The following is a 20,340-nucleotide window of genomic DNA, read 5'->3' on the forward strand; positions in this document are numbered from 1 at the left end:
TAGCAGGGAAAAATAAAAACCGAAGCCTGCTACAACTTCGGTTTCTTGATTAAGGCAGTAAATTAAGCAGCGGTTTTCAGCTGGCTTTACGCTCATGTGCCTGACGGTATGCCACCAGGTCTTCAATAGTCACGAGCGCCATATTGTGTTTATTGGCAAACTCAATGCACTCTGGTGCACGCGCCATCGTGCCATCGTCATTAGTCAGCTCACACAGCACACCAGCCGGTTTAAAGCCTGCCAGCGTCATTAGATCAATAGTTGCTTCAGTATGGCCGCCACGCGTCAGTACTCCACCTGCCTGCGCGCGAAGTGGGAAAACGTGGCCCGGGCGATTCAGATCAGAAGGTTTTGCGTCATCGGCAATCGCTGCGCGAACGGTCGTAATACGGTCAGCGGCAGAAACACCGGTAGTCACACCTTCAGCCGCTTCAATGGTCACGGTAAAACCGGTGCCATAGGCGCTGGTGTTATTTTCTACCATCATTGGCAGATCGAGTTGTTTACGGCGATCTTCAGTAATGCACAGGCAAACAATACCGCTACCGTGGCGAATGGTCAGCGCCATCTGCTCAACGGTCATGGTTTCTGCCGGGAAGATCATATCGCCTTCGTTTTCACGGTCTTCATCATCAAGCACCATTACACCGCGTCCTTCACGCAGCGCAGCCAGTGCATTTTCAACACGTTCGAAAGGCGTACCAAAAGAGGAAAGTAGCGTCTGATTCATGGTAAAAAAACCTCACTAAAATTATGGTTACCAGAATCAGGGCAGTCTTAGGAGTGGCGGCATATAGCCAAAATAACGTGAGCGGGTCCATGCCCGACAGAATCGTTACTCTCTCCCATCCGGACTCTAACCGTCGGCCCCGGAATTACACCGGATCTGCTGTCCTTTGAGTTCGCACCCAAAGCGCTCGCGGGCTTTCAACTGAGTTGATTTACCGCCGGTGGGGAATTTCGCCCCGCCCTGAGAATAAGCGGATTCACTATAACGCTAATGATTAGCGGCAGCAACGCATAGCTTCACATAATTCTGGTTTATGACTTACTCTTATCGCACTACAATGGCACTCAACACCTATCAGTACAGGGAAACTACAATGATTGACCCGAAAAAAATTGAGCAAATCGCTCGCCAGGTTCACGAATCAATGCCTAAAGGAATCAGGGAGTTCGGGGAAGATGTGGAGAAAAAAATCCGCCAAACCCTACAAGCGCAGCTGACACGTCTCGATCTGGTAAGCCGCGAAGAATTCGACGTTCAGACGCAAGTCCTGTTACGGACTCGTGAAAAACTGGCGTTACTGGAGCAGCGCATCAGTGAACTGGAAGCGCGCAATAATTCGGTAGCAGATCTTCAATCTCCTCCGGCTATCCCGCCTATTGATAAAGCAGAATAAAGCAACACAAAAACGGGCCAGACGGCCCGTAATATCAGTGTTCTAATTCAAGTTCTCTGGTTTGCATCATTTGTTGGCAATACCAGGCATAACGTGCGCAAAACCAGGTTCTATGTTCTTCATCCATGTTACCAGTAACGGCCAGAATATCGACCGGGCGACCTTCTGCGTGCATTCTGGCAAAACTACGCGCCAGGAAATCGAAATTATTTAAAGAATTAAGACTATGATCCATAAGCACATCCTCCGGTTATCGCATACCTTTTAAGGCCATATGCTTTTTCTGATTTCAGTATTCCCCAATCAGTGTAGTGCCTTTAAACATAACGTGCGTAAATATATTGTCCCCGATCACACTTTTTAGTGAAAAATAAAAAACCATATTAAAAGACTTTCTCTTCCAGAACTTCTCCAACATGTGTTATTATTAGCAAAGACAAATGTAAGCAAGGAAACTATCCCAAAGTAAATATTGCGTCACTAAATGGACATTGGAGTGACATATGATTTTATTCGCCGACTATAACACCCCTTATCTTTTCGCTATTTCCTTTGTACTGTTGATCGGCCTTTTAGAAATTTTTGCGCTTATCTGCGGTCACATGCTCTCCGGTGCACTTGATGCACATCTTGACCATTATGATTCCATAACCACAGGTCATATTAGCCAGGCACTTCATTATCTCAATATCGGAAGATTGCCAGCTCTCGTCGTTCTTTGCTTACTGGCTGGTTTTTTTGGTCTTATTGGCATCCTGTTGCAGCATACCTGCATCATGGTCTGGCAATCACCACTCTCGAACCTGTTTGTGGTTCCTGTCAGTTTACTGTTTACGATTATTGCGGTGCATTATACCGGTAAAATAGTTGCGCCCTGGATTCCACGCGATCATAGCTCAGCTATTACAGAAGAAGAATATATTGGTAGCATGGCGTTAATTACCGGTCATCAAGCCACTTCAGGTAATCCCTGCGAAGGAAAACTCACCGATCAATTTGGCCAAATACATTATTTACTACTGGAGCCTGAAGAAGGAAAAATTTTCACTAAAGGAGACAAAGTGTTAATTATTTGCCGACTTTCTGCAACTCGATATTTGGCGGAAAACAATCCCTGGCCCCAAATATTGTAATTTATTAATCAAAAGGAAATTTAATAATGGATGATATTGTTAATTCTGTGCCCTCCTGGATGTTTACCGCGATTATTGCCGTATGCATTCTGTTTATTATTGGAATTATTTTCGCCAGGCTCTATCGTCGCGCTTCGGCAGAGCAAGCTTTTGTTCGTACTGGTTTAGGTGGGCAAAAAGTGGTAATGAGCGGTGGCGCAATCGTGATGCCGATCTTCCATGAAATAATCCCCATCAATATGAATACTCTGAAGCTGGAAGTCAGCCGCTCAACCATTGATAGCCTGATTACGAAAGATCGTATGCGCGTCGATGTCGTTGTCGCTTTCTTTGTGCGGGTAAAACCTTCAGTAGAAGGGATCGCCACCGCTGCCCAGACGCTGGGGCAACGCACCCTGTCGCCTGAAGACTTACGTATGTTGGTTGAAGATAAATTTGTCGATGCCCTCCGTGCAACAGCTGCGCAAATGACCATGCATGAGTTACAGGATACCCGCGAGAACTTCGTGCAGGGCGTACAAAATACCGTTGCTGAAGATCTGTCGAAAAACGGCCTGGAACTGGAAAGCGTTTCACTTACCAACTTTAACCAGACGTCGAAAGAACATTTCAATCCTAACAACGCCTTTGACGCCGAAGGTTTAACCAAGCTGACGCAGGAGACGGAGCGCCGTCGTCGCGAACGTAACGAAGTTGAACAGGATGTAGAAGTTGCGGTGCGTGAGAAAAACCGTGATGCACTTTCGCGCAAGTTGGAGATTGAACAACAAGAAGCGTTTATGACGCTTGAGCAGGAGCAGCAGGTTAAAACCCGTACCGCTGAGCAGAATGCGAAAATTGCGGCTTTTGAAGCTGAACGTCGTCGTGAAGCAGAGCAGACGCGAATTCTGGCTGAACGACAGATTCAGGAAACAGAAATCGACCGCGAACAGGCCGTCCGCTCAAGAAAAGTTGAAGCTGAACGTGAAGTTCGCATTAAAGAGATCGAACAACAGCAGGTCACCGAAATCGCCAACCAGACGAAATCGATCGCTATTGCCGCCAAATCGGAACAGCAGTCACAAGCGGAAGCGCGTGCCAACCTTGCACTTGCAGAAGCGGTAAGCGCCCAGCAAAACGTAGAAACCACTCGCCAGACCGCAGAAGCCGATCGTGCTAAACAAGTTGCCCTAATCGCTGCCGCGCAGGATGCAGAAACCAAAGCGGTTGAACTGACCGTGCGGGCGAAAGCAGAGAAAGAAGCCGCAGAGATGCAGGCGGCGGCGATCGTTGAGTTAGCCGAAGCAACACGCAAAAAAGGCCTGGCGGAAGCAGAAGCGCAACGTGCGCTGAACGACGCTATCAACGTACTTTCTGACGAGCAAACCAGCCTTAAATTCAAACTGGCGCTATTACAGTCGTTACCTGCAGTAATAGAGAAATCCGTTGAGCCGATGAAGTCCATTGACGGCATTAAGATTATTCAGGTCGATGGATTAAACCGAGGTGGTGCTGCGGGGGATGCGGCATCAGGCAGCGTTAGTGGCGGAAACCTGGCAGAACAGGCATTGTCTGCCGCCCTTTCTTACCGCACACAGGCACCGCTGATTGACTCCTTGCTCAATGAAATTGGCGTTTCAGGCGGCTCACTGGCTGCATTGACTTCACCCTTAACCTCAACAACTCCCGTCGCCGAAAACGTAGAATAAATTTTCAGCTATGAACATCCCTGGCACAAAAAGCCGGGGATTTTTTATATCTGCGTTCCGCTAAAAACTGCAAATGATCAGGTCGTTGCAACGTTTTGCGTGACCGCTCGGGGAAGGCAAAACTGCCTCAGGGAAAGCGTTGCGCGGGGTCCGGCGCTCATCAACAATCGGGGAGTCAGCAAAGGGCTGAAACGGGAAAGCCCCTCCCGAGGAAGGGGCCTTACAGAAGGAAAGGGTTATGATGAAGCTCGTCATCATACTGATTGTGTTGTTACTTGTAAGTTTCGCCACTTATTAACAGCCAATCAGAGGGGGGAGAAATCCTCCCTCACCCTTGTTCCTTTACTTTAGGTTGAAAAAACAACAGCGTCAAGAAGGTTTCATTAACACATATCCCTGGCCCAAAAAGCCGGGGATTTTTTATATCTGCGTTCTGCTAAAAAGTACAAATGATCAGGTTGTTACAGCGTTTTGCGAGCCGACTCGGGGAAGAGAAAACTGCATAAGAGAAAGCATTGCGCGGGGTCTGGCGCTCATCAACAATCGGGGAGTCAGCAAGGGGCTGAAACGGGAAAGCCCCTCCCGAGGAAGGGGCCTTATAGAAGGAAAGGGTTATGATGAAGTTCGTCATCATACTGGTTGTGTTGTTACTGTTAAGTTTCCCGACTTACTAACAACTCATCAGAGGGGGGAGAAATCCTCCCTTACCCTTGTTCCTTTACTTTAGGTTGAAAAAACAACAGCGTCAATAGGTCTATCCGGCACAACGCGAGAACTGTGAAGCGCTTTCCGGTTAGCCTTTTTTATCCTGTTGGATCTTCTTGATAATGTTAGTGGTCGAGCAACCGTCTTCAAAGTTGAGCACCAGCACTTCGCCACCATTGGCCCAGACTTCTTTACTCCCGGCAATCTCTTCTGGTTTATAATCGCCGCCTTTCACCAGCAGGTCTGGCAGGATCCCGGCGATCAAGCGCTGCGGCGTGTCTTCTTCAAACGACACCACCCAGTCGACCGCTTCCAGTGCGCCCAGCACAATCATACGCTGTTCAAGCGGGTTAACGGGGCGGGAATCCCCTTTCAGCCGTTTGGTGGAGGCATCGCTGTTGACGGCGACAATCAAACGGTCACCCAGTTTGCGGGCATTTGCCAGATAAGAGACGTGTCCGGCGTGCAGGATGTCAAAGACGCCATTGGTCATCACCACTTTTTCACCGCGTTTACGCGCTGCCGCTACAGCAAGCTTCAGTTCCTCTTCGGTCATCACGCCAAAGCCGGTATCTGCACGTCCACGTACTGCGTTTTCCAGCTCGATCGGCGAAACCGTGGATGTCCCCAGTTTGCCGACCACCACACCAGCCGCCGCATTGGCAAAGAAGCAGGCTTCTTCCAGCGAATTACCCGCTGCCAGCGTTGCCGCCAGGACGCCAATCACCGTGTCGCCCGCACCGGTAACGTCATACACTTCCTGCGCCTGGGTTGGCATATGCAGCGGCGCTTTACCCGGTTGCAGCAGCGACATACCCTGTTCGGAACGGGTCACTAACAGAGCCGAGAGTTCGTAATCGGCAATTAGTTTCATGCCGCGCTCAACAATCTCTTCTTCGGTCTTACATTTACCGACAACAGCTTCAAATTCCGAGAGATTCGGCGTTAACAGCGTAGCGCCGCGGTAGCGCTCAAAATCGGTACCTTTTGGATCAATCAGCACCGGAACACCCGCTTTACGCGCCAGTTGGATCATCTGCTGTACGCTTGCCAGCGCACCTTTGGCGTAGTCAGAAAGCACCAGCGCGCCAATCGAACTCAGCGCCTGATTAATCCGTTCGTGCAGCGGTTGCGGATCAACACCTTCGAAACCTTCTTCAAAATCCAGACGAATCAGCTGTTGGTTGCGGGAAAGCACCCGTAATTTGGTGATAGTCGGATGCGTCGGTACAGAAACGAAGTCGCATTTGACGTTGACGTCGGCCAGAGATTTACTCAGCGCGCGCGCTGCATCGTCAATGCCCGTCAACCCGACCAGGCGTGCATTAGCACCGAGAGAAGCGATATTCATCGCCACGTTAGCCGCGCCGCCCGGACGTTCTTCGATGGTATTCACTTTAACCACGGGCACCGGCGCTTCCGGCGAGATACGGCTGGTGGGACCGTACCAGTAACGATCCAGCATCACATCACCAACCACCATCACTCCTGCACGTTCAAACTCTGGCAGCGTTACTTTCATTCCTGTCTCCTGAGAGATTCAAAATTTGCGCGCGATAATACCATACTTCATTCTTCCACCAGCCACTTCTGCCAGCTTACCCGCACCTGTTCACGCTCTGCGGTGAAGCAATCCTCCGGCACATGGCCCGGCAATTCCTGTAATGCCAGATGATGAAGTTCATCGCGCAGCGTAGTGTAAGCACGGGTCAGCGCCATCGCTTCCTGCTCTTCCATAATGTCGTTTTGCGCCAGCAGTTCCAGAATACGTACGTTGTCTGACCAGCGCGTTAACTTCGGTTTTTCATGAGCGTAGCGCAACACCAGATATTGGGTAATAAATTCGATATCGGTAATTCCGCCTTCATCGGCTTTGATATCAAAGCGATCGCGATGTTTATTACCGAGATGAGCGCGCATTTTCTCGCGCATTTCCCGCACTTCCGTTTGCAGAGTTTTACCTTCTCGCGGCAGCGTCATAATCTCGCGACGCACCGCGTCAAAGTGCGCGGTGAGCTGCGGATCGCCGTACACTACACGCGCACGCACCAGCGCCTGATGTTCCCACGTCCAGGCCTCGTTTTTCTGATAATCAGCAAATGCTTCTGCGGATGTCACCAGCATTCCCGCCGCCCCGGATGGACGCAGTCGAGCATCCACTTCATACAAAATGCCGGAAGAGGTTCGCGTACTGAACAGATGCATAATGCGTTGCGCCAGACGCAGATAAAACTGTCGCCCGTCGATTTCCCGCTCGCCGTCAGTCATCGCATCCATTGGGCAATCATGGAGGAAGATCAGGTCAAGATCGGAACTGTAGCCTAACTCCCAGCCGCCCAGCTTGCCGTAGCCGACCACCGCAAAACCACGCCCTTCGCGCTCGTTCAGGTGATTCGGTTTACCGTAGCGGGCAACCATTTGAACCCACGCCTGCTGAACGACGGCATCTATCATAGCTTCCGCCAGCCAGGTTAAGTGATCGCTCACTTTCATTACCGGTAGCGTACCGGCGATATCCGCTGCCGCAATGCGTAACAGTTGCGCCTGTTTGAACTGACGCAGCGCCTCAAGCTGTTGTTCTTCGTCATCTTCCGGCACGCGCAGCAAATACTGGCGCAGTTCATCACGGTAGGCATCGGTCGCCGTCGGCTGGTAGAGAGTGTTTGGATCGAGCAGTTCATCCAGCAATAACGGATAGCGCGCCAGCTGGCTGGCAATCATCGGCGATGCGGCACACAGAGAAATCAAATGCTTAAGCGCCGCAGGAAATTCACTGAGCAATTCTAAATAGGTGGTGCGGGTAACAATCCCCACCAGCAAGGCCGTAATGCGCGACAGCGTTACAGCAGCGTCTTCACGTGTACAGACATCTCTTAGCAGATGTGGCATCAGATGGTCGAGCACCTGACGTCCGCGTGGCCCGATTGTGCGCTTATCCAGCTCTTTGCGGAAATCGGCAATCAGCGTCAGCACCTGTTTGCGATCGTCCTCGCTAAGATGCGCCAGCACTGGTGTAGTGTCATCTTCCTGCAACGCGTCCTGCCACAGCTCACGCCACTGTTCCGACAGCGACTCTTCCTGAGTTTCACTTTCGTCGTCGCCAATCAATTCATTAAACACCCGGCGCACATTGGTCATATGTCCGATCAGCGCCCCAGTCAGTTGCTGCCAGTCAGCAAAGTCCATCGCCCACGCCAGCCGCGCACGGTTAAGCTCATCAGAAGGAAGCGTCTGGGTTTGTTCGTCGTTAATGCTTTGCAGCAGGTTTTCCAGACGCCGCAGGAACAGATACGCCACTCGCAATTGTTCAGCATCGTTTTCAGAAAGCAGATGCAGCTCGGCAATGGCGCTGAGCGTTGGCAGTAAAGAGCGCGATTGCAGCGACGGTTCGCGCCCGCCGCGAATGAGCTGGAATACCTGGACGATAAATTCAATTTCACGAATGCCACCCGCGCCAAGTTTGATGTTGTCGGTCAAACCGCGCCGACGCACTTCACGGGCAATCATCCCTTTCATGTTGCGCAGCGACTGAATCACGCTGAAATCGATGTAACGACGGAAAACAAACGGGCGCAGCATCGCACGCAACTCGTTAGCATAGACGCCTTCGCTATCGCCCATAATCCGCGCCTTGACCATCGCGTAACGCTCCCAGTCGCGCCCCTGCTCCTGGTAATAATCTTCCAGTGCCGCAAAGCTCAGCACCAGCGGGCCACTTTCGCCAAACGGACGCAGTCGCATATCCACGCGATAGACGAAGCCATCCTGCGTTGGTTGATCCAGCACTTTAATCAGCCGCTGCCCCATGCGGGTAAAAAACTGGGCGTTATCCAGTTCCCGGCGTCCGCCCTGCGTACAACCATGTTCCGGCCAGGCAAAAATCAGATCGATATCTGAGGAGAAATTCAGTTCCCCTCCGCCCAGCTTACCCATGCCTAAAATCAGCAGCGGTTGCGCTTCGCCCTGCGCATTGCACGGCGTTCCCCACTCGCGGCAGCAGGCGTCATACAGCCAGTCACGCGCCGCAACAATCAGCGTCTCCGCCAGATGGCTGAGCTGCAGCAATATGCTCTCTTCAGTAACCAGTGCCAACGTTTGCGCCCAGGCGATGCGCACCATAATGCGCCGCCGGAATAGCCGCAGCTCGCGCATTAACCCGGCTTCGTCACTCACATTACTGAGCGCCTCCTGCCACCATGCAGAGTAATGCTGCCATTCGTCGGCCTGCGGCGGTTGGCTTTCCAGTTCCGTCAGCCACTCTGGATGCGCAATCACGCTGTCCTGCACAAAATCACTGAAAGTAAGTACCGACTTCGCCTGTGCGCTAAGTGATTCGTCGGCTAAAGGCTCTGGCAGCCGCTCAACAACGGTCTGCCAGTACTGCTGTAACGGTGAAGAGAGCGGCTTCATAAGCGATTTTATCCTTGCCTGATTAACGTTTTCCGCTGTGCAACCAGAACGGTTCCTGATTGTTTGCCTCATTACGGAAATGTTCAATTTCAATGCGTTGCCCGGTCACAATAGCGTGACGCAGCCCCTGCCAGTTCTCCAGCCAGGCTTGAGCCACGACAGGATCATAGTAACCCGCCAGCAACAGTATTGAGTCAATATCACGCGTCAGACGTGGCAACTGGTCACGGTAGCGATCGCCTAACGGCTGGCAGAAAACGCTTTTCAGTTCAGCGGCATGGCGGGAAAGATGGATATCGGCAAAGCGTTTGAAGGAATCGCTCATTTTACTCTGCGCTTTGGCATCTAAAAACGGCTGCCAGGCTTTGCTTACCAGCCATTCGGTCAACGCCAGCTTCGCCATTGCCGTTTCGGTAGAATAGACCGCCGTCACGGCAGAAACCACTGAAGCGATGGTCGCTTCGCATTGGGTCAGCAAATCACGTAAGTGAGTGCTCGCTTTACGCGGCACAATGCCACCGAACAGCATCAGCGTATGACGGACCAGGCCAATGGCTGCCAGCACCTGCTCTTTCGCCGCATCGTTGCCGCGTACCCACAGCTCTTCATGATACTGCCATTGCGCTAACGCCAGCTCGAGCGCCGCTTCCAGCCCCTGCTCGACATCCGCTTTTGCCGCAACATGTAAAATGGTGGTCGGTTTGATTTCACGCGCCGGATTGCCCTGCGCCAGATGATAGCCACGCGCCGCTTTGCTCAGGCTGCCCTGGCGTAATCCGGTTTGCGATACCAGTTGGTTCGCCAGTTTCAGCACCGCGCGCGTGTCGCCGCTAAGCAGTTCCAGTTCCAGCTCGCAGATAGGTTCAGCAAATTCACCCGCTTTCACTTCCCCTTGGTCGAGGGCGATTTCAATTTGGCTACCATCAACCTCTACCAGCCACTTTTCGCGATAAAAATCGGTGCTAAACAGCGGCTGCACGCGGGAAGCGAGATCGGTAGGCAATTCGCCGTTCGGCCAGACTTCCGTCGGTAACTGCGCCAGGTCGAGCATCGGTTCGCTCAACGCCACGTTATATTCCGGGCGCTGGTGTAAGCCGCCTGTCACTCTTCCTGCAACTTTCATGGTCATCTCATAGCGACCGTTTTCGCCACGAATACGCAAGCCCATGTCGTGCCCACGCAGCCAGTTATCCGGCGTTTCGTAGTAAATATTCAGCAACTGCACGGGGTCATGGTGCTCGCCGCCCAGCGTATTGAGATGGTCACGCAACGCCTCAACGGCACTGTGATTAACAATAAACTTTAATTCGATTTCCTGAGCCATAGCCTTTACTTATCGGTTATGTCACATAAGTGACGATGAACGGCGAACTTAATGCGATCTTTTTTGTCAGTAGATAGTATTTTGCGCCAAATTGCCATGCAACGGGCAATTTGACGGGCGTAAAAGTTTGAAGCAGTGGCAAGACCTGACACAGAGGATTCCGATTGATGTCGAATGCTTTGCGTAGCGACACTGATGCCACTACTATCGTTCCACTTTCCATGACAATAACGACAGCCTGATGCCAAAATTACGCCTGATCGGATTAACTTTACTCGCACTTAGCGCGACTGCCGTCTCACACGCTGAAGAAACGCGCTATGTTTCTGACGAACTGAATACCTGGGTCCGTAGCGGTCCGGGAGATCATTATCGCCTCGTAGGCACGGTTAACGCCGGCGAGGAAGTGACCTTATTACAAACTGACGCCAACACCAATTATGCCCAGGTGAAAGACAGCTCTGGCCGTACCGCCTGGATCCCGTTGAAACAACTTAGCACTGAGCCAAGCCTGCGCTCCCGTGTGCCAGATCTGGAAAATCAGGTCAAAACCCTGACCGATAAACTCACCAATATCGATAACACCTGGAATCAGCGCACCGCAGAAATGCAGCAAAAAGTGGCGCAGAGCGACAGCGTGATCAACGGGTTAAAAGAAGAAAATCAGAAACTGAAAAACGAGCTGATTGTCGCGCAGAAAAAGGTCGATGCCGCCAGCGTACAGCTGGATGACAAACAGCGCACCATCATCATGCAATGGTTTATGTATGGCGGCGGCGTGCTGGGGCTTGGCTTGCTGCTCGGTCTGGTACTGCCGCACCTGATCCCAAGCCGCAAACGCAAAGATCGCTGGATGAACTAAATCGCCTTCTTCGTTGCACTGTCTTATTATTAGGAATTGTGTATTTGACGAAGGGATGATGGCGTGAAGATTTATCTGGTCGGTGGTGCTGTTCGGGATGCATTGTTAGGGCTACCGGTCAAAGACAGAGATTGGGTGGTGGTCGGCAGTACGCCACAGGAGATGCTCGACGCGGGCTACCAGCAGGTAGGCCGCGATTTTCCTGTGTTTCTGCATCCGCAAACGCATGAAGAGTATGCACTGGCACGTACCGAACGGAAATCCGGTTCCGGTTACACCGGTTTTACCTGCTATGCCGCACCGGATGTCACGCTGGAAGATGATCTTAAGCGTCGCGATCTGACCATTAATGCGCTGGCCCAGGACGATAACGGCGAGATTATCGACCCGTACAACGGTCTGGGCGATCTGCAAAATCGTCTGTTGCGCCATGTTTCCCCCGCTTTTGGCGAAGATCCGTTACGCGTGTTGCGCGTAGCGCGTTTTGCTGCGCGTTATGCCCACCTCGGTTTTCGTATTGCCGATGAAACTCTGGCGCTGATGCGCGAGATGACCCACGCGGGTGAACTGGAACACCTGACGCCTGAACGGGTATGGAAAGAGACGGAAAGCGCCCTCACTACCCGCAATCCCCAGGTGTTCTTCCAGGTACTGCGCGATTGCGGCGCACTGCGCGTTTTATTCCCGGAAATTGACGCCCTGTTTGGCGTTCCGGCCCCTGCCAGGTGGCATCCGGAAATCGACACGGGTATTCATACCTTAATGACGCTCTCAATGGCGGCGATGCTGAGTCCGCAGGTCGATGTCCGTTTCGCAACGTTATGCCACGATCTCGGTAAAGGACTGACGCCACCAGAACTTTGGCCGCGTCATCATGGTCATGGCCCGGCGGGTGTGAAGTTAGTGGAACAACTATGCCAGCGTCTGCGCGTGCCAAATGAAATTCGCGATTTAGCCAGACTGGTGGCTGAGTTTCACGATCTCATCCACACCTTCCCAATGCTGAACCCAAAAACCATCGTCAAACTATTTGATTCCATCGACGCCTGGCGTAAACCGCAGCGTGTCGAGCAACTGGCGCTGACCAGCGAGGCTGATGTGCGCGGCAGAACCGGTTTTGAATCAGCCGACTACCCGCAAGGCCGCTGGTTGCGCGAAGCCTGGGAAGTGGCACAGTCAGTGCCGACAAAAGCCGTCGTTGAAGCGGGATTTAAAGGTGTGGAGATTCGCGAGGAGCTGACCCGACGGCGGATTGCGGCGGTAGCCAGCTGGAAGGAACAACGTTGTCCAAAGCCTGATTAAGCACTTGAATTTCAATTTATTGCAAACACCGGCCAGGTCGGATAAGACGCACAAGCGTCATATCCGACACTATTCCTCAATCAAAAGAACACGACATACACCGCAGCCGCCACAATAAAGCGATAAATGGCGAAAGGGATAAACGAAATGCGCTTAATCAATTGCAGGAAGGTTTTAATCGCTATCAGCGCCACCACAAAAGCGGTGATAAACCCAACGGCAAACATCGGGATATCGCCGGTAGTCAGGAAGCCCCAGCTTTTGTAGAGATCGAGCGCCGTTGCGCCCATCATCATCGGCACCGCCAGCAGGAACGAGAACTCGGAAGCAGCGTAACGGCTCACGCCCATCAGCATCCCACCTGAAATGGTCGCCCCGGAGCGAGAGAAACCCGGCCACAGCGCCAGACACTGGAAACAGCCAATCATAAACGCCTGACGATAGGTCATATCATCAAGACCCGGCGCACGCGGCTCTTTCGGCTTCAGGCATTCAGCGGCAATCAGCAACAGACCGCCAACGACCAGTGCATACATCACATTTATCGGGTTAAACAATGATTTAATCGTGTCGTGGAACAACAGCCCCAGTACCACCGCCGGAATCATCCCCAGCAAAATGTGGATCAGCGTTAAACGGCCTTTGCTTTCTCCTTCGTGCTGCAACGGGCGACCAAAGTGAATACCAATAAGGCCAAACAGACGTCGCCAGAACATGACAACCACTGCCAGAATTGATCCTAACTGGATCACGACTTCAAAGGTTTTCGCCGTGTCGCCCTCAAACCCCAACAAGTGACCGACAATAATCATATGGCCCGTGCTGGATACCGGCAGAAATTCTGTCAATCCTTCGACCACACCCAATATTGCCGCTATCAGCAGCGAGTGCATATCGCTCATCAATAAACCCCTAAATTATTAAAATGTACCGCTTGTCCGAACTACTGCAGTATGACCAGGTTATAACCGTTTGGTTTAACAGCTGTAAAATTAATTATTTTCTTTCAGATTATTGCCACGCTCAATGATGACGCCGACATTCGCCGCTCGCGCCACCGCACCTGGCTTGCTAAGTTTGATGCGCACCCACGGCGAGTTGAAGCGTGCTAACAGCAGCTCCGCCACCTCTTCAGCCACGCGTTCCACCAGCGCAAAACGCGCCCCCTCGACGTGGCTGACCACCGTTTCTGCAATGTCAGCGTAACTGAGGCAATCCGCCACATCATCACTTTTCGCCGCTTTACGGTTATCCCACGCCATTTCGATATCGAACACTAACTTCTGTTCGATGGTCTGTTCCCAGTCGTAAACACCAATAGTGGTGATTACCGAAAGTTGCTCTATAAATACAATATCCATCACGTCCTGCCTGCTTTTTGGCTAACCGGATACCACTTCCGGCGAAATGTGCGTATTATCCACAGATTCATCGTTGAACACGAATTTTCAAAACGGAACAGCTTATGAGTGCAATCGCGCCTGGAATGATCCTCATCGCGTACCTCTGCGGCTCCATTTCCAGTGCCATTCTGGTTTGCCGCTTGTGTGGGTTGCCCGATCCGCGAACCAGCGGCTCCGGCAATCCAGGCGCAACCAATGTGTTACGTATCGGTGGCAAGGGAGCAGCCGTAGCAGTACTGATTTTCGACGTTCTGAAAGGAATGTTGCCTGTCTGGGGCGCGTATGAATTAGGTGTCAGCCCCTTCTGGCTAGGCTTAATTGCCATCGCCGCCTGTCTTGGACACATCTGGCCCGTTTTCTTCGGTTTTAAAGGAGGAAAAGGCGTTGCTACCGCTTTTGGTGCCATCGCACCAATTGGCTGGGATCTCACCGGAGTAATGGCGGGAACCTGGTTACTGACCGTGCTATTGAGCGGATATTCGTCGCTGGGAGCGATTGTCAGTGCACTGATTGCTCCGTTTTATGTCTGGTGGTTTAAGCCACAATTCACCTTCCCGGTTTCGATGCTCTCTTGCCTGATCCTGCTGCGTCATCATGACAACATCCAGCGTCTGTGGCGTCGTCAGGAGACAAAAATCTGGACGAAATTCAAAAGAAAGCGCGAAAAGGATCCCGAGTGATTTCTGGTGGATTTACATGACCTGATAGCCTTCGTCGGGCTTGCCCAGCCGTTGCTGGCACCATGCCGCCAGAAATTCCACGCAGACACGTAATTTCATGCTGCGATAGAGCGGCTCCCGGTAAACAGCCCAGATATTGGCGCTTTGTGCATACTCCGGCAATACTCGCACCAGTTTGCCACTCTCCAGAAACGGCAACACATCCCACTCGGAACGCAACATAATCCCTTTGCCCTCCAGCGCCCATTGCAACACTATCTCGCCGCTATTGGAGGAAAGATGCCCGCTTACCTTCACCGATTTTTTCTCCTGACCGTTCCCCAACTCCCATATTCCGTGGGTCATATCGCGCTCTTTGGTCACCAGACAATCATGACGACTTAATTCCTGTAAGGATTGTGGCTGCGGATATTTTTGCAGATACTCAGGTGCTGCGCATAATATTCTTTTATTTTTCGTTAACAGATGCGCAATATAATAATCAGGAATTTCGTCATTAATACGAATATCCAGATCAATATTATCCTGCACTAAATCAATTTGCCGATCGAACAATTCAAAATGCACCTGTAACTCAGGATAATTGCGCATCAGTTCGGTAATGGCTGGCGCAATATGGCTGCGCCCAAAACCAAAACTGCAACCAATACGAATCATCCCCTCCGGGCGCGTTTTGATTTGCGTGACGTCATCGACCAGTCGCTGATATTGGGTGAGGATTTCCAGCGCATGCTCGTAACAACGTTGGCCACTTTCAGTCAGCGCCACGCCGCGAGCGGAGCGGTTCAGCAGCGTTGTTGCCAGCGTATTTTCAAGGATTTGGATCCGCTTGGTGACAAATGCAGGCGTCTGCCCAAGCGTCGCCGCTGCGGCGCTAAAACTCCCGCTGTGGACGATTTCTACCAGTACCTGCAAATCTTTGGCTAAAGGCCAGCTATTCAGCATCGTTAATTATCCGCAGTTGTGATAAGCGCAGTGTATTTCGTAAAACATTGCCATTCCCTGCTCTGGCGCAATATTCATTCTTATTTTCGCGTTGATTCACGAACTGTGAATTACATATTCACGGCAGCAAAAAATATAAAACCACATTTTTAGTGGTAGTTTGTGGCGGTGAATTTTTCCAGACAAATACATAAACTGGAGTTGCCATGATGAGCGAAAGTAATAAGCAACAGGCAGTGAATAAGTTGACGGAGATTGTCGCTAACTTTACCGCCATGATTTCTACCCGAATGCCCGATGACGTGGTGGACAAACTAAAACAGCTAAAGGATGCCGAAACATCGTCGATGGGGAAAATCATCTACCACACGATGTTCGATAACATGCAAAAAGCGATCGACCTGAATCGTCCTGCCTGTCAGGACACCGGCGAAATCATGTTTTTTGTTAAGGTCGGTTCCCGTTTCCCACTGCTTGGCGAGCTGCAAAGCATACTCAAACAAGCCGTGGAAGAGGCAACCGTCAAAGCGCCACTGCGTCACAATGCGGTAGAAATTTTTGACGAAGTAAACACCGGCAAAAATACCGGCAGCGGTGTACCGTGGGTCACCTGGGACATCATCCCCGACAATGACGATGCGGAAATCGAAGTTTACATGGCAGGCGGCGGCTGCACGCTACCAGGCCGCTCGAAAGTGTTAATGCCGTCAGAAGGCTACGAAGGCGTAGTGAAATTCGTCTTCGAAAATATCTCCACCCTCGCCGTAAACGCCTGTCCGCCGGTACTTGTGGGCGTTGGCATCGCTACCTCGGTGGAAACCGCCGCCGTGCTCTCGCGTAAAGCCATTTTGCGCCCGATTGGCAGCCGCCACCCCAATCCGAAAGCGGCAGAGCTGGAGCTACGCCTGGAAGAAGGACTCAACCGTCTGGGGATTGGTCCACAAGGGCTGACTGGCAACAGTTCAGTGATGGGCGTACATATCGAATCTGCCGCCCGCCATCCGTCAACCATCGGCGTTGCTGTTTCTACAGGCTGCTGGGCGCATCGTCGCGGCACACTGCTGGTTCATGCCGATCTCACCTTTGAAAATCTGTCTCACACCCGGAGCGCGTTATGAAAAAGATCCTGACAACCCCGATCAAAGCTGAAGATCTGCAAGATATTCGCGTCGGCGATGTGATCTACCTGACCGGTACGCTGGTGACCTGCCGTGACGTTTGTCACCGTCGCTTGATCGAACTCAAACGTCCGATCCCTTACGATCTCAACGGCAAAGCGATTTTCCACGCTGGCCCCATCGTGCGCAAAAACGGCGACAAATGGGAGATGGTATCCGTCGGCCCGACAACCAGTATGCGTATGGAAAGTTTTGAATGTGAATTTATCGAACAGACCGGCGTGAAACTGGTGGTCGGCAAAGGCGGAATGGGGCCGCTGACCGAAGAAGGCTGCCAGAAATTCAAGGCGCTACATGTGATTTTCCCGGCAGGCTGCGCAGTACTGGCGGCAACCCAGGTGGAAGAGATTGAAGAAGTGCACTGGACAGAACTCGGGATGCCGGAGTCACTGTGGGTCTGCCGGGTCAAAGAGTTCGGCCCGCTGATTGTCTCTATTGATACCCACGGCAACAACCTGATAGCCGAAAACAAAAAGCTGTTCGCCGAACGCCGCGATCCCATCGTGGAAGAGATCTGCGAGCACGTCCATTACATCAAATAACCCTCCCGGAGAGGCTCGCCCCTCTCCTTTTTCGCAGGCATAACACGATGAAACCTTCCACTGAATGGTGGCGATACCTTGCGCCGCTGGCGGTCATCGCCATTATTGCTCTAATTCCGGTTCCCGCAGGGCTGGAGAGTCATACCTGGCTCTACTTTGCTGTTTTTACTGGCGTGATCGTTGGACTGATCCTCGAACCCGTGCCGGGTGCCGTGGTGGCGATGGTGGGTATCTCCATTATCGCCATTCTCTCTCCCTGGCTGCTGTTCAGCCCGGAGCAGCTCGCCCAGCCAGGTTTTAAGTTCACCGCCAAATCCCTCTCCTGGGCGGTTTCTGGTTTTTCTAATTCGGTTATCTGGCTGATTTTCGCCGCCTTTATGTTTGGCACAGGCTATGAAAAAACCGGGCTGGGGCGACGTATCGCGCTGATTCTGGTGAAAAAGATGGGGCATCGCACGCTGTTTCTCGGCTATGCGGTGATGTTCTCCGAGCTTATCCTGGCACCTGTAACACCGTCCAACTCGGCGCGTGGTGCGGGGATTATCTATCCCATCATCCGTAACCTGCCACCGCTCTATCAATCACAACCAAACGACAGCAGTTCGCGCAGCATTGGCTCGTACATCATGTGGATGGGGATTGTTGCCGACTGCGTGACCAGCGCCATTTTCCTGACGGCGATGGCACCTAACTTGCTGTTAATTGGCCTGATGAAAAGCGCATCTCACGCCACACTGAGTTGGGGCGACTGGTTCCTCGGGATGTTGCCGCTCAGTATTTTACTGGTTCTGCTGGTTCCCTGGCTGGCTTACGTGCTGTACCCGCCGGTACTGAAGTCTGGTGATCAGGTGCCGCGCTGGGCAGAGACGGAACTGCAGGCAATGGGCCCGCTCTGTTCGCGTGAAAAACGGATGCTGGGGCTGATGGTAGGCGCGCTGGTGCTGTGGATTTTCGGCGGTGATTATATCGATGCCGCGATGGTCGGTTACAGCGTGGTGGCGCTGATGCTGCTTCTGCGCATTATCAGTTGGGACGACATTGTCAGTAATAAAGCCGCGTGGAACGTTTTCTTCTGGCTGGCCTCGCTTATCACCCTCGCTACCGGACTCAACAACACCGGTTTTATTAGCTGGTTTGGCAAACTGTTAGCAGGCAGCTTAAGCGGTTATTCGCCAACGATAGTGATGGTGGCGTTGATTGTGGTGTTTTATCTACTGCGCTACTTTTTCGCCAGCGCCACGGCGTATACCTCCGCTCTCGCGCCGATGATGATTGCCGCCGCGCTGGCGATGCCGGAAATCCCGCTGCCGGTATTCTGCCTGATGGTTGGCGCGGCAATTGGTCTGGGGAGCATTCTTACGCCATACGCCACCGGACCCAGCCCGATTTACTACGGTAGTGGTTATCTGCCAACGGTGGATTACTGGCGACTGGGGGCAATTTTTGGGCTGATATTCCTCGTATTGCTGGTGATTACCGGCTTACTGTGGATGCCCGTGGTGTTGCTTTAAGTGAGGACGGTGCCGGAAGTGACTCTCCGGCACCTAATAGTTTTACGCGGCCGGTAACTCTGCCAGCGGCCAGCGCGGACGCACGCTAACGCCGAGATCCGCCGTCGCGCCTGCTTTAAACCGCACCATTCCGGCATAGGCGATCATCGCGCCGTTATCAGTACAAAATTCCGGACGCGCGTAGAACACTTCGCCACGGCGTTTTTTCATCATTTCAGCCAGCTTCGCCCGTAACGTGCGGTTAGCACTCACGCCGCCTGCCATTACCAGTCGCTTAAAGCCCGTCTGATCCAGTGCTCGCTTACACTTAATCATCAACGTATCGACCACCGCATCTTCAAAGGCGCGGGCGATATCAGCACGCGTCTGGTCGTCGGTGCCGTTGTCACGAATCGTGTTCGCCGCGAAGGTTTTCAGACCAGAAAAGCTGAAATCCAGCCCCGGACGGTCGGTCATCGGGCGCGGGAAGACAAAGCGCCCGGCAGTACCCTGAGCCGCCATTTTCGACAGTAATGGCCCGCCAGGATAATCCAGCCCCAGCAGCTTCGCGGTTTTATCAAACGCTTCACCAGCAGCATCATCGATAGACTCGCCAAGCAGCTCGTACTGACCAATGCCAGTCACGCTGATTAACTGCGTATGACCGCCGGAAACCAGCAGCGCCACAAACGGAAATGCCGGTGGGTTATCTTCCAGCATCGGCGCTAACAGATGCCCTTCCATATGGTGTACCGGGATTGCCGGAACGTCCCAGGCAAACGCCAGAGAACGCCCCACGGTCGCGCCAACCAGCAGTGCGCCGACTAATCCTGGGCCTGCGGTATAGGCCACAGCATCAATGTCTTTTGCCGTTAAACCAGACTCTTTCAGCGCCTCCTGGATCAACGGTACGGTTTTACGCACGTGATCGCGGGAGGCCAGTTCAGGCACGACGCCGCCGTAGTCAGCGTGCAATTTCACCTGACTATACAATTGGTTGGCTAACAAACCTTTTTCATCGTCGTAAATGGCGATGCCGGTTTCATCGCAGGAAGTTTCAATACCCAGTACACGCATGACTTGTTTTACCTCGCTTTATTACCGCGCAGTGTAGGACCAATGCGGGTTGATGTAAAACTTTGTTCGCCCCTGGAGAAAGCCTCGTGTATACTCCTCACCCTTATAAAAGTCCCTTTCAAAAAAGGCCGCGGTGCTTTACAAAGCAGCAGCAATTGCAGTAAAATTCCGCACCATTTTGAAATAAGCTGGCGTTGA

Annotated in this window: 20 protein-coding genes and 1 riboswitch; of the genes, 11 read left to right on the forward strand and 9 right to left on the reverse strand. The window is 52.3% G+C overall.

Annotated elements, in window-relative coordinates:
* Window positions 1–76 precede the first annotated feature (76 nt).
* Window positions 77–730 carry a 3,4-dihydroxy-2-butanone-4-phosphate synthase gene (gene ribB / locus ACJHWR_RS03000; RefSeq protein WP_001076993.1) on the reverse strand — a complete coding sequence of 218 codons (654 nt, stop codon included), beginning with the start codon at window positions 728–730 and terminating at the stop codon, window positions 77–79.
* A gap of 103 nt (window positions 731–833) precedes the next feature.
* A riboswitch (FMN riboswitch) is annotated at window positions 834–982 on the reverse strand.
* Between the two features lie 121 nt (window positions 983–1,103).
* Between ribB and ubiK the strand changes: the two genes are divergently transcribed.
* Entirely contained in the window at window positions 1,104–1,403 is a 300-nt protein-coding gene (ubiK, locus tag ACJHWR_RS03005; protein ID WP_001298379.1) for a ubiquinone biosynthesis accessory factor UbiK, read from the forward strand.
* A gap of 34 nt (window positions 1,404–1,437) precedes the next feature.
* Here ubiK and glgS read toward each other — a convergent pair whose 3' ends face one another.
* Entirely contained in the window at window positions 1,438–1,638 is a 201-nt protein-coding gene (gene glgS, locus ACJHWR_RS03010) for a cell surface composition regulator GlgS (protein WP_001296424.1), read from the reverse strand.
* A gap of 268 nt (window positions 1,639–1,906) precedes the next feature.
* Here glgS and ACJHWR_RS03015 point away from each other — a divergent pair, with 268 nt between their 5' ends.
* From ACJHWR_RS03015 to ibsE, 4 genes are all read left to right on the forward strand, one after another.
* Window positions 1,907–2,536 carry an OB-fold-containig protein gene (locus tag ACJHWR_RS03015; protein ID WP_000599936.1) on the forward strand — a complete coding sequence of 210 codons (630 nt, stop codon included), beginning with the start codon at window positions 1,907–1,909 and terminating at the stop codon, window positions 2,534–2,536.
* A 26-nt stretch (window positions 2,537–2,562) separates the two neighbouring features.
* Window positions 2,563–4,224: a flotillin family protein gene (locus tag ACJHWR_RS03020; RefSeq protein WP_000341038.1), complete on the forward strand. Its 1,662-nt coding sequence runs from the start codon at window positions 2,563–2,565 to the stop codon at window positions 4,222–4,224.
* Window positions 4,225–4,462: 238 nt separating this feature from the next.
* Window positions 4,463–4,522 carry a type I toxin-antitoxin system Ibs family toxin gene (locus ACJHWR_RS03025; RefSeq protein ID WP_100249717.1) on the forward strand — a complete coding sequence of 20 codons (60 nt, stop codon included), beginning with the start codon at window positions 4,463–4,465 and terminating at the stop codon, window positions 4,520–4,522.
* Window positions 4,523–4,838: 316 nt separating this feature from the next.
* Window positions 4,839–4,898 (forward strand): type I toxin-antitoxin system Ibs family toxin, encoded by a 60-nt coding sequence (gene ibsE / locus ACJHWR_RS03030; RefSeq protein ID WP_001387082.1) that lies wholly within the window; start codon window positions 4,839–4,841, stop codon window positions 4,896–4,898.
* Window positions 4,899–5,017: 119 nt separating this feature from the next.
* On the opposite strand, the gene hldE is transcribed toward ibsE, so the two are convergent.
* From hldE to ygiF, 3 genes are read right to left on the reverse strand one after another with little or no spacing between them, the layout of a single operon-like run.
* Window positions 5,018–6,451 carry a bifunctional D-glycero-beta-D-manno-heptose-7-phosphate kinase/D-glycero-beta-D-manno-heptose 1-phosphate adenylyltransferase HldE gene (hldE, locus tag ACJHWR_RS03035; protein WP_000869178.1) on the reverse strand — a complete coding sequence of 478 codons (1,434 nt, stop codon included), beginning with the start codon at window positions 6,449–6,451 and terminating at the stop codon, window positions 5,018–5,020.
* Between the two features lie 47 nt (window positions 6,452–6,498).
* Window positions 6,499–9,339 carry a bifunctional [glutamate--ammonia ligase]-adenylyl-L-tyrosine phosphorylase/[glutamate--ammonia-ligase] adenylyltransferase gene (gene glnE / locus ACJHWR_RS03040; protein ID WP_012311684.1) on the reverse strand — a complete coding sequence of 947 codons (2,841 nt, stop codon included), beginning with the start codon at window positions 9,337–9,339 and terminating at the stop codon, window positions 6,499–6,501.
* A gap of 22 nt (window positions 9,340–9,361) precedes the next feature.
* Window positions 9,362–10,663, reverse strand: coding sequence for an inorganic triphosphatase (gene ygiF, locus ACJHWR_RS03045; protein WP_000046253.1), 1,302 nt, complete (start codon window positions 10,661–10,663; stop codon window positions 9,362–9,364).
* Window positions 10,664–10,904: 241 nt separating this feature from the next.
* On the opposite strand from ygiF, the gene ACJHWR_RS03050 reads away from it, so the two are divergent.
* Both ACJHWR_RS03050 and cca read left to right on the forward strand, forming a co-directional pair.
* Window positions 10,905–11,525: a TIGR04211 family SH3 domain-containing protein gene (locus ACJHWR_RS03050; protein ID WP_001125331.1), complete on the forward strand. Its 621-nt coding sequence runs from the start codon at window positions 10,905–10,907 to the stop codon at window positions 11,523–11,525.
* Between the two features lie 63 nt (window positions 11,526–11,588).
* Window positions 11,589–12,827, forward strand: a complete 1,239-nt coding sequence (cca, locus tag ACJHWR_RS03055) for a fused tRNA nucleotidyltransferase/2',3'-cyclic phosphodiesterase/2' nucleotidase/phosphatase Cca (RefSeq protein ID WP_000708491.1) — start codon at window positions 11,589–11,591, stop codon at window positions 12,825–12,827.
* A gap of 80 nt (window positions 12,828–12,907) precedes the next feature.
* On the opposite strand, the gene bacA is transcribed toward cca, so the two are convergent.
* Window positions 12,908–13,729 carry an undecaprenyl-diphosphate phosphatase gene (bacA, locus tag ACJHWR_RS03060; RefSeq protein WP_001305111.1) on the reverse strand — a complete coding sequence of 274 codons (822 nt, stop codon included), beginning with the start codon at window positions 13,727–13,729 and terminating at the stop codon, window positions 12,908–12,910.
* Window positions 13,730–13,819: 90 nt separating this feature from the next.
* Window positions 13,820–14,188 carry a bifunctional dihydroneopterin aldolase/7,8-dihydroneopterin epimerase gene (gene folB, locus ACJHWR_RS03065; protein WP_001295541.1) on the reverse strand — a complete coding sequence of 123 codons (369 nt, stop codon included), beginning with the start codon at window positions 14,186–14,188 and terminating at the stop codon, window positions 13,820–13,822.
* Window positions 14,189–14,292: 104 nt separating this feature from the next.
* Between folB and plsY the strand changes: the two genes are divergently transcribed.
* A complete protein-coding gene (gene plsY, locus ACJHWR_RS03070; protein WP_001272796.1) occupies window positions 14,293–14,910 on the forward strand; it encodes a glycerol-3-phosphate 1-O-acyltransferase PlsY in 618 nt (205 codons plus the stop codon).
* Window positions 14,911–14,922: 12 nt separating this feature from the next.
* Here the strand turns inward: plsY and ttdR are convergent, their stop codons facing one another.
* Window positions 14,923–15,855, reverse strand: a complete 933-nt coding sequence (gene ttdR, locus ACJHWR_RS03075; protein WP_000935209.1) for an L-tartrate utilization transcriptional activator TtdR — start codon at window positions 15,853–15,855, stop codon at window positions 14,923–14,925.
* Window positions 15,856–16,061: 206 nt separating this feature from the next.
* On the opposite strand from ttdR, the gene ttdA reads away from it, so the two are divergent.
* Genes ttdA through ttdT form a run of 3 tightly spaced genes read left to right on the forward strand, consistent with a single transcriptional unit; the run spans window position 16,062 to window position 19,086 of the window.
* A complete protein-coding gene (gene ttdA, locus ACJHWR_RS03080; RefSeq protein WP_000986797.1) occupies window positions 16,062–16,973 on the forward strand; it encodes a L(+)-tartrate dehydratase subunit alpha in 912 nt (303 codons plus the stop codon).
* Window positions 16,970–17,575, forward strand: a complete 606-nt coding sequence (gene ttdB / locus ACJHWR_RS03085; RefSeq protein WP_000722952.1) for a L(+)-tartrate dehydratase subunit beta — start codon at window positions 16,970–16,972, stop codon at window positions 17,573–17,575. Before ttdA ends, ttdB begins: the two co-directional genes overlap by 4 nt.
* 47 nt (window positions 17,576–17,622) lie before the next feature.
* Entirely contained in the window at window positions 17,623–19,086 is a 1,464-nt protein-coding gene (gene ttdT, locus ACJHWR_RS03090; protein ID WP_000804927.1) for an L-tartrate/succinate antiporter, read from the forward strand.
* Window positions 19,087–19,128: 42 nt separating this feature from the next.
* Here ttdT and tsaD read toward each other — a convergent pair whose 3' ends face one another.
* Window positions 19,129–20,142: a tRNA (adenosine(37)-N6)-threonylcarbamoyltransferase complex transferase subunit TsaD gene (gene tsaD / locus ACJHWR_RS03095; protein WP_001264374.1), complete on the reverse strand. Its 1,014-nt coding sequence runs from the start codon at window positions 20,140–20,142 to the stop codon at window positions 19,129–19,131.
* Between the last annotated feature and the right edge of the window lie 198 nt (window positions 20,143–20,340).

The sequence above is a fragment of the Escherichia sp. WS568 genome, assembly GCF_046486085.1.
GTDB classification, from domain to species: Bacteria; Pseudomonadota; Gammaproteobacteria; order Enterobacterales; family Enterobacteriaceae; genus Escherichia; species Escherichia coli.

What these genes read in the sequence shown, in the direction of transcription:
- glgS (WP_001296424.1), bottom strand. Translation starts at nt 1,638, where the DNA reads ATGGATCATAGTCTTAATTCTTTAAATAATTTCGATTTCCTGGCGCGT.
- ubiK (WP_001298379.1), top strand. Translation starts at nt 1,104, where the DNA reads ATGATTGACCCGAAAAAAATTGAGCAAATCGCTCGCCAGGTTCACGAA.
- hldE (WP_000869178.1), bottom strand. Translation starts at nt 6,451, where the DNA reads ATGAAAGTAACGCTGCCAGAGTTTGAACGTGCAGGAGTGATGGTGGTT.
- ACJHWR_RS03050 (WP_001125331.1), top strand. Translation starts at nt 10,905, where the DNA reads ATGCCAAAATTACGCCTGATCGGATTAACTTTACTCGCACTTAGCGCG.
- ttdA (WP_000986797.1), top strand. Translation starts at nt 16,062, where the DNA reads ATGATGAGCGAAAGTAATAAGCAACAGGCAGTGAATAAGTTGACGGAG.
- ttdB (WP_000722952.1), top strand. Translation starts at nt 16,970, where the DNA reads ATGAAAAAGATCCTGACAACCCCGATCAAAGCTGAAGATCTGCAAGAT.
- ACJHWR_RS03020 (WP_000341038.1), top strand. Translation starts at nt 2,563, where the DNA reads ATGGATGATATTGTTAATTCTGTGCCCTCCTGGATGTTTACCGCGATT.
- glnE (WP_012311684.1), bottom strand. Translation starts at nt 9,339, where the DNA reads ATGAAGCCGCTCTCTTCACCGTTACAGCAGTACTGGCAGACCGTTGTT.
- folB (WP_001295541.1), bottom strand. Translation starts at nt 14,188, where the DNA reads ATGGATATTGTATTTATAGAGCAACTTTCGGTAATCACCACTATTGGT.
- ttdT (WP_000804927.1), top strand. Translation starts at nt 17,623, where the DNA reads ATGAAACCTTCCACTGAATGGTGGCGATACCTTGCGCCGCTGGCGGTC.
- ribB (WP_001076993.1), bottom strand. Translation starts at nt 730, where the DNA reads ATGAATCAGACGCTACTTTCCTCTTTTGGTACGCCTTTCGAACGTGTT.
- ttdR (WP_000935209.1), bottom strand. Translation starts at nt 15,855, where the DNA reads ATGCTGAATAGCTGGCCTTTAGCCAAAGATTTGCAGGTACTGGTAGAA.
- ygiF (WP_000046253.1), bottom strand. Translation starts at nt 10,663, where the DNA reads ATGGCTCAGGAAATCGAATTAAAGTTTATTGTTAATCACAGTGCCGTT.
- bacA (WP_001305111.1), bottom strand. Translation starts at nt 13,729, where the DNA reads ATGAGCGATATGCACTCGCTGCTGATAGCGGCAATATTGGGTGTGGTC.
- ACJHWR_RS03015 (WP_000599936.1), top strand. Translation starts at nt 1,907, where the DNA reads ATGATTTTATTCGCCGACTATAACACCCCTTATCTTTTCGCTATTTCC.
- tsaD (WP_001264374.1), bottom strand. Translation starts at nt 20,142, where the DNA reads ATGCGTGTACTGGGTATTGAAACTTCCTGCGATGAAACCGGCATCGCC.
- plsY (WP_001272796.1), top strand. Translation starts at nt 14,293, where the DNA reads ATGAGTGCAATCGCGCCTGGAATGATCCTCATCGCGTACCTCTGCGGC.